Source organism: Candidatus Binatia bacterium (assembly GCA_023150935.1).
Taxonomy (GTDB): domain Bacteria; phylum Desulfobacterota; class Binatia; order HRBIN30; family HRBIN30; genus JAKLJW01.
Genome location: JAKLJW010000075.1, coordinates 1 through 8047 on the forward strand (window position 1 = coordinate 1; position 8047 = coordinate 8047).

Annotated in this window: 8 protein-coding genes; 5 read left to right on the forward strand and 3 right to left on the reverse strand. The window is 65.5% G+C overall.

The window, feature by feature from the left end; genetic code table 11:
- The first annotated feature begins 308 nt into the window (after window positions 1-308).
- On the forward strand, window positions 309-728 hold the full coding sequence (gene msrB, locus L6Q96_22565) for a peptide-methionine (R)-S-oxide reductase MsrB (protein MCK6557333.1): 420 nt from the start codon (window positions 309-311) through the stop codon (window positions 726-728).
- 65 nt (window positions 729-793) lie between these two features.
- On the opposite strand, the gene L6Q96_22570 is transcribed toward msrB, so the two are convergent.
- The 3 genes from L6Q96_22570 to L6Q96_22580 all read right to left on the reverse strand — a co-directional run bounded on the left by L6Q96_22570 (window position 794) and on the right by L6Q96_22580 (window position 5263).
- A complete protein-coding gene (locus tag L6Q96_22570; protein ID MCK6557334.1) occupies window positions 794-3967 on the reverse strand; it encodes a VWA domain-containing protein in 3174 nt (1057 codons plus the stop codon).
- 68 nt (window positions 3968-4035) lie between these two features.
- Window positions 4036-4857: a CbbQ/NirQ/NorQ/GpvN family protein gene (locus tag L6Q96_22575; GenBank protein ID MCK6557335.1), complete on the reverse strand. Its 822-nt coding sequence runs from the start codon at window positions 4855-4857 to the stop codon at window positions 4036-4038.
- Window positions 4858-5044: 187 nt separating this feature from the next.
- On the reverse strand, window positions 5045-5263 hold the full coding sequence (locus L6Q96_22580; GenBank protein ID MCK6557336.1) for a hypothetical protein: 219 nt from the start codon (window positions 5261-5263) through the stop codon (window positions 5045-5047).
- A 316-nt stretch (window positions 5264-5579) separates the two neighbouring features.
- On the opposite strand from L6Q96_22580, the gene L6Q96_22585 reads away from it, so the two are divergent.
- The 4 genes from L6Q96_22585 (at window position 5580) to L6Q96_22600 (ending at window position 7743) form a co-directional block, all read left to right on the forward strand.
- A complete protein-coding gene (locus tag L6Q96_22585; GenBank protein MCK6557337.1) occupies window positions 5580-5879 on the forward strand; it encodes an HPF/RaiA family ribosome-associated protein in 300 nt (99 codons plus the stop codon).
- Window positions 5872-6957 (forward strand): AIR synthase-related protein, encoded by a 1086-nt coding sequence (locus L6Q96_22590; GenBank protein MCK6557338.1) that lies wholly within the window; start codon window positions 5872-5874, stop codon window positions 6955-6957. The genes L6Q96_22585 and L6Q96_22590 overlap by 8 nt, the downstream gene beginning before the upstream one ends.
- Window positions 6958-7156: 199 nt before the next feature.
- Complete coding sequence (locus tag L6Q96_22595; GenBank protein ID MCK6557339.1) at window positions 7157-7432, forward strand: type II toxin-antitoxin system ParD family antitoxin; 276 nt, start codon at window positions 7157-7159, stop codon at window positions 7430-7432.
- Window positions 7429-7743, forward strand: coding sequence for a type II toxin-antitoxin system RelE/ParE family toxin (locus tag L6Q96_22600; GenBank protein ID MCK6557340.1), 315 nt, complete (start codon window positions 7429-7431; stop codon window positions 7741-7743). Before L6Q96_22595 ends, L6Q96_22600 begins: the two co-directional genes overlap by 4 nt.
- Window positions 7744-8047 lie beyond the last annotated feature (304 nt).

The following is an 8047-nucleotide window of genomic DNA, read 5'->3' on the forward strand; positions in this document are numbered from 1 at the left end:
GTGTATAGGGTTAATGTCAAGGCCCTATACGACGCTACATGACGGAGCTGGTGGATGCGCCCGGCAGACGGCCTCCCTCCAATCATGGGTGTCTTCGTCTTTTATCATTCGTCTTTTAGCCTCCCCCCAATCATGGGTGTCTTCGTCTTTTTCGTCTTTTTTTTCTTTCGTCGCCGAAGAACTCGGTACTCATGAGCTTTCTTCCTTTCTTGGATAAGGCTGTTAGGTTGTTGGGTGTTAGGTTGTTATGGGTCAGCTCTGACGGCTGAGCGCGGATAGGGTCGCCGGGCGGTCGCAATCTGTGGATCATGGCAAAGAAGGTCGAGAAATCCGAGGCGGACTGGCAGCAGGAGCTGACGCCCGAGCAGTTCGCCGTCTGCCGGCTCAAAGGCACCGAGCGCCCCTTCACCGGCGCCCACTGGGACAACCACGATCCCGGCATGTACCGGTGCGTCGCCTGCGGCGAGCCGCTGTTCAGCTCGGACACGAAGTTCGACTCGGGCAGCGGATGGCCCAGCTTCTATGCCCCGGTCGACGCGCAGAACGTCGCCACCGAGGATGACATCAGCGACGGCATGCGCCGCACCGAAGTTCTCTGCGCCACCTGCGGCGCCCACCTCGGCCACGTCTTCCCCGACGGCCCTCACCCCACCGGCCTGCGCTACTGCATCAACTCCGTGTCCCTGACGTTCGACCCGGCGGCCGACGATGACCCGAAGGAGCCGTAGCCGCGCGGCACGGGCGCGCGGAGCCGTCACGCACGCTTGCCGGAAGGACACCGTCGTGCGGACCGTTACCGTCCCGGCGCGACGACGCGCTGGTAGATCTTCGGCAGCTCGCGCGGTAGTGCCGCCGTGTCTTCGATCACCATGTAGCGCGACTCCTCGCACATCTCGCGCAGATAGTCGTGCCCGGCCTTGTCCACGGTGATGCAGAACGGCACGATCCCCGCCGCCTCGCACTCGCGCAACGCCACGGTCGTGTCGCGAATTCCGTAGACATTGCTCCGCCGGTCCTGCCCGTAGTCGAAGTCCTGCGGGAAGCCGTCGCTCAACAGGATAATGTGCCGCGACCGCGCCGAGATCGTCGACAGCTTCTCCGTGGCGTGCCGCAACGCCGTGCCCATGCGCGTACTGCGCTTCGGCTCGATGCCGCCGATACGCCCGCGCACGGCGGTGGACAACGTCTCGTTGAACGCCTTGACGAGATAGAACTCCACCTGCTGCCGGCCGTGCCCGGAGAAGCCGTAGATCGCGTAAGCGTCGCCGATCTCCTCCAGCGCTTCAGCCATGATCACCAGCGCTTCCTTGGTGACATCGATGATGCGCCGGCCCAGGTCGGCCTTGCGCGGCGGCAGTCCGGCGGCCGCACGCTCCGCCGCCGCACCCGACATCGGCGGGCCGGTCTTCTGCAACGGCTCGTCGGTCGAGGCGCTCATGTCGATCAGGAACAGCGTCGCCACATCGCGCTCTTCGCGCGTCCGCGCCACGTACAGTTTCGGCGACGGGGCAATGCGGGCACGCCGCTCGATGCGGGCGGCGACGACGGCGTTGAGGTCGAAGTCCTCGCCGTCCTCGAGGCCGCGAACCACCCGGTACATCTCCGGGCGGATCTTCTGGAATTGGCGGCGGATATCCGGAATCAGCGCGGCGTGGGTAAGCAGCGCCTGGTTGAAGAACTCGCCCGAGTCGCCGTCGAGCAGGATCTCCTGCAGGCGGCACCAGCGCTGACGGTAGTCGCCGATGTGGTAGTCCCACTCGTCGTAGTAAAATGCCGCGCCCTGCGTACGCCGGTCCAGCCAGCGCCGCGGCGCGGGTCGGTCAGTACGTTTGCCCTCGCCGAGCAGACGCCGCAGCTCGTCGAGCTGATCGTCGGGCAACTTGCCGAGCAGGTCGGTGATGTACAGACCGAGTCCGTCCACGTCGTTGCCGTGGCCCTGCGTAACGCGCAACTCGACACCGGCCTCGATGAGTCTCTGGAGCATCTCCGGAGACATCGGCGACTGCACCGCGTTGCCGTCGGTTTCGGTCTCGAGCGCCAGCTTGTGCTCGCCCAGATCGCCGGGTTCCTGCTCGTCGGCGGGCGGACCGGGCGTGTCACTGCCGGGCAGCGGAAGTCCGCTCTCGCCCTCCGGGTAATCAAGCAGCCCTTCGGCCATAAGCCGGTCAAGGGCCATGGCCTCGAGATCGGCATCAGACCGTCGCTGGCGCGGCTGGGCGAGCTGCGCGGCAAGGGCATGCGCAATCTGCAGGGCATCGTTGGCCGTGGCCGTCGCGCTCGCCAGCGGTGCGACGCACGGCGCCACGGTGTGGACAACCGACTCCAACCAGGCCGGCAGCTCGCCGGCCGGCCGCGCCGCCAGCAACCACGCCAGGGCACAGTCGAGGACAACTCCCTGTGGCGGCGGCCGGCGGGTCGCCTGCCGGTCGAGCACCTCCGCCATCAACACCCTCTGTTCGCGCGCCAAACCCGGATACTGCCGCGCCAATCCGGCCGCAACGCGAAAGCCCTCGGCAAGCAGGAACAACTCTTCGAGCAGCTCCGGCTGTTCCGGCGCCCGCAGATAATCGACCAGACCTTCGCTGCTCTCGCCGGGTAGTTGGATCGCGTACGTACCGAAATCGCGACGGCCGGCAAGCTGCGCGGCGAGGAACCGGTACAGATCGCAATTGCGTTCGTGTGTCGCGAACACGTCGATGCGCAACGGCAGGGCGATCTCGTTCTCCAGCGGGAACTCCTCCAGCGGCGGCCGCAGGCGCATCGTCTCGCTGGACCGAATCGAGACCGACCGCCCGCTGAGCATGTGCACGTACTTGCGCAGCAAGCCCTGAACGTCGCCAATCGCCGCGGCAGTCGACGACGCGTGCAGGATCTGCACGCTGGTGCGCGATTCGAGAGCGAAGTAGGCGAGTCCCGCCTCTTCGTTGTACAGGGCGATTTCGAGCCCCCGCGCGACCCAGTCGGCCACTGCGTCGGCCGGTGCGTCCTCGTAAGCCAGCGGCAGGGTGCGCAGGAGGGCGACCACTCCCTGCGGAAAGCCGCGGCCGACGGCTTCCGCATGACCGACGGCGGTCGCGCGGTGCGTTGCCGGGAGATCGCGCACCAGGGCGCCGAGCACCGGTGATACCTCGGCCAGCGCTTCCGCGGCCACCGGCGCCGCCGCTTGCAGCGCATGCAAGAGCGTCGCGCGCAGAGTACCCGGAACGCGGCGCAGGGCGGCGGGCAAACTGGTATAGATCGTGGCCGCCGCGACGGGATGACGCGGCGCTAACTCGGCGGCGAACTGAAGCAGGACGAGACGCTCGGTTGGTTTCAGCGCCGCGAGGCCGGGCGGCAGCGGACCGAAGAACTGGGCCTCGCGTTGCGCCGCCTCGATCGCCGCCCCGAGCCGGGTCCACGGCAGCAACTCCACGTCGCTCAGGACCGGCAGGACATGGGGGGCGGCGGCGAAGTAGCCGTGGGCGAGGAATTCGCCGCGCCAGCCGACGCTTTCGTAGAGCGCCAGACCGTGACGCACCCACGTCGTCAACGTCTCGGCATCGGTGGTCGCCACCAGCGCCGCCGTGCCACCGAAGAACGTCGCACTCAACTTGCGCGAGGTCTCGGCCAGACGACGGCCGATCGCGCACCACGCCTGAAGACCCTGCAGCCCGGCACCGGCGACGGCGGGCGCCGGGACGCCGAAAAACGCCAGCGCCGCTTCCCGGTGCGGGCGCGCGCCGGACAGGAACTCGTTGCCCAGATCTACCCAGTGCAGGAAATCGGCTTCGCCCAGAGCCAACCAGACTTCAGGGGCGCGCCGATAGAAGGCCTGCGCGACGGCGGGGGAAACCGCCGCGAGCCGATCCCCAGCACGCAGAATCGTCTCGTGTACGGCCGGCCCGAGCCGCTCGCACGCCTCCCGCGCCTGCCGCCCCGCACGCTCGCCGAGCAGGTGCGCTTCGAACCACAGTGCCCGCGTACCCATTTACGCCAGATGAACCTCGCGCCGGTCGACTCCCGTCCCGCGACGCGGCGGATGCATGCGAAGGCGGATCACTCGAATAGTGCCGTGACCAGCGCCTCTATGGCCTTTTGCGACTCGACGTCGTCGGTCAGCGAAGTGCTTACGGCGACGCGGCAGGCGCGGCGCGGCGGCACGTTCTGCTTGATGAGCTGGCCGGCGTATATCAGCAGCCGCGTGCTCACCCCTTCTTCGAGGCCGCTCGCCTTGAGGTGGCGAACCTTCTCTCCGAGCTTCGCCAACGCCAGCGCCGTATCCATATCGACACCGCTTTCGTGGGCCACCACCTGCGCTTCCTTGTCGCGCGGCGGATAGTCGAACTCGATGGTCACGAATCGCTGCCGGGTCGAGTGCTTCAGGTCCTTGAGAACACTCTGGTAACCGGGGTTGTACGAAATGACGAGCAAGAAGTCCGGGTGGGCCTCGATAATCTCGCCCTTCTTGTCGATGGGCAGGATGCGGCGGTGATCGGTAAGCGGATGAATGAGAACGATGGTGTCCTTGCGCGCCTCGACGATTTCATCGAGGTAGCAGATCACCCCGGCGCGCACCGCTTGCGTGAGCGGGCCGTCGATCCAGACGGTCTCGTCCCCCTTGATCAAGTACCGACCGACAAGATCGCTGCCGGTCAGGTCCTCGTGGCAGGCGACCGTGATCAGCGTGCTCGGCGGCACTTCCTGCCCGGGTGGAGCGTCTCCATCGACCCCCCGCAGGCGGTGCGCCATGTGCTCGACAAACCGCGTCTTGCCGCACCCGGTCGGACCCTTGAGAAGGACGGGCAGGCGGCACTGATAAGCGGCGGTGAAGATATCGACTTCGTCACCAATGGACAGGTAGTACGGGATCTCGCTCACGGAACCTCGACGCGGGAACGGTGGCCGACGCTTTGTTCCCGCGCCGTACGCTGCTGAAAAACCCGCGGGGAGTCAAGGTATGCCGGATCGTGAGCGCCAGGTGCGGATCGGGGAACCCGGCCACCCGACGACGGGCGCGACGCTTTGCCGTGCTCCATCGTCGTCCGGATGGCCATGCGCGCCTCGCTCAGGCCTTGCCTTCGGGACCGAAATTGAGATTCACCAGAGCGAAAAACAACTCGTCGATCGACCCGTACCTGTACCACGCAGGCATCTGCGGGTAGAGGTCGCCCGGATCGACGCTCCAACCAGATCGCTCGTCGCCATAGACGGGGAAAACTTCCAACCCGACCTTCAACAGGCGAGCATTCACTGCAACGTCCGTGTTCATGCCGGTGGCTTTCATCTCGTCTCTCCTCAACTGCCGTACACCTATCGAAGCAGAAGGCATGCCATGTTCGGACGTGGTGGTCGGATCGCAACAAACGGCGCGCGCCGGGTCAAGGTCTGTCGTGAATGTGGCTATTTTGCCAGTTCTATGCAGTTATGGTGGCAAGAATGCGGCTTCGATGTCGGATAACCCATGGAGGATGTGCCTGGCCGGTAATCTCCGTGGTGTCCGGAGATCGGTCGTGGTGCCTTGTTGATGGGCACTGGTTGTAGGCAGAGGTAGAGGTAGAGGCAGAGACATCGGCAGCGGGTTGGGAGAGGACGAACCAGAAATGGAAATCGACCTGAAAGCTCAGCACAGCGAGGTGCATCCGCGCTGGCGGTCGATCGTGGACCGGCGGGCGGAAAAGCTGAAGGAGTTCTGCGCAGACATTCTGCGGCTGCACGTAACTCTCGTGCACAGCACGCACCATGTCCGCGGCGACGAGGAAGTACGGCTCACAGCCGCGGTACCGAACGACACGTTACGAGTCACCAAATCGAAGGCCAGCATGGGCGATGCAATCCACGCGGCGTTTGCGGCACTCGAACGCGAGTTGCAGGAATACTCGCAGCGGCGCAAGGGTGAGTAGAGCGCGGCGCGCGGGCGGGGAGACGTTACAGGAGTCGACGGCCGGCTCTCGACCGGTCGATCTTCCCATCGGTGCGAACCGGCCGTTGCCCGCCGGGAAGTTGCCGGTCGCGGTGTTGCGCCGGGTGGTCCGCCTGACCGGTGCCATCGACCGCCGGGTGCGGATCGGTCCAGCGTTCGGCGAGGACGCGGCAGTCATCGACCTTGGGCGACAATACCTCGTGCTCAAGACGGATCCGGTGACTTTCACGGCTGACGAAGTCGGTTGGTACGCGGTACACGTAAATGCCAACGACGTTGCGGTTATGGGCTGCCGTCCGGCGTGGTTTCAGGCGACGATCGTCGTCCCGACGGGAACGCGGCCGTCGGAGGTGACTGGCATCGTACGGGACATCCATCTCACCGCGCGGGGATTGGGCATCGCCGTGACCGGGGGGCACACGGAGGTATCCCCGGTGGTAACCCGACCGATCGTCGTCGGAGACATGCAGGGGGTGGTCGGGCGTGGTGACCTGGTAACCTCGGCCGGGGCGCGACCCGGCGACGTCGTGGCGATAGTCGGGACGGCGGGAATCGAGGGCACGTCGATTCTGGCGCGGGCGTTTTCGCGCGAGGCGGTACGGTTGCTCGGCGTGGCGGGCCAGCGCCGGGCGGCCCGATTTCACCATCGACCGGGCATTTCCGTTGTGGCGGCGGCGCTGGCGGCGGCAAAGGCGGGGGTGACGGCCATGCACGACCCGACGGAAGGAGGAGTGGCGGCGGCGCTGGCGGAGTTGGCGAGTGCGTCGGGCCGGCGATTGCGTATCGATCTGGACGCGATCCCGATACTGCCGCTCACGGCGAAGCTGTGTGCCGGCCTCGACGTGCGACCGCTCGGCTTGATCGCGTCGGGAGCGTTGCTCGTAACGGCGCCGGCAAAGGCGTTCCCCGCCGTGCATCGCGCGCTGCGTCTGTTGGGCAAGTCGGTGGTGCGCATAGGATCGGTCGAAGCGGGCCGCGGTGTGAGCGCAACCCGCGCCGGCAAACACGCACGCTTCGAATGGTCCCCTCACGACGAGCTCAGCCGGGTACTCGGGTAGGCTGGCAGTCCGACGGGCGACAGACGGACGGTATTTGAGTTTCTTTGCGGCTGTGATGGCCCCGCAGGATAGCGATAGGCCACGAGCTGCCGATCCGGCGTAACGCCGAGCCACGCTCAGAACGTTCGGACTCCCCGGATCTGGCCACCTACTCCTGGCAGGAATTGACACTCTCTGCCATCGCCCATAGACTGCTTTCATGAAGACTAGATCGTTGACCAGCATGAACATCTCGATTCCATCCGCTCTCCGCGAGCGCCTGGAACAGAAGCTCACGCGTCAGGCGTATGGATCGGCTAGCGAGTACGTCCGCCAACTCATTCGCGAGGACCTCGAACGCGACACCCGGGAGAAGGTCGAGGCTTTGCTGTTGGAAGGTGTCCACTCGAAGAAACGCATCAAGGTCACACCGAAGTGGTGGGATGAAAAGGAGGCGTTGATCGACTCCAGGTCTCGCCGCGCTAAGCGAGCGTGACACGCGAGCTGACCGTATCCGGGTCAGCCGATGAGGACATCGACGAATACATCGGCTACCTGGCGGCCCGGAATCCGGAAGTGGCACGCCGCTTCCTTCGTGATCTTCGCGAAGCCTGCACCCGACTGCTTTCGATGCCTCAGATCGGGCATCTCTGGGAGACCAAGCGGAGCGACCTCAAAGGACTGCGAGCCTGGCGTGTCGACGACTTCCCGGTATCAATCTTCTATTTCGTCCGGCCCACCGCGATCGAAGTGGTTCGGGTCCTGAACCACTCGCAAGACATCAAGACCATCCTCGAAGACCTCTGAGCGGCGCCCGCAAAGGCGTTCCCCGGCGCGCAGCGCTTGCTGCGCCGGTTGGGCAAGTCGGTGGTGCGCATAGAATCGGTCGAAGCGAGCCGCGGTGTGAGCGGAGACCTGCTCATGCATTCGGATATATACACCGCTCACCCTGAGGAGGCCGCATGTCGACAACCCGAGCGCCCTGAGCAACCGATGTTTTCTCAATCGGCGTGTCGAAGGGCTCAGCGGCCGTCTCGAAGCCTGTCCTGAACTACTATCGCCGAAAGTCTGCGCACGGCGCGAAGAAATCTTCAGGCCATGGAGCGGCAGT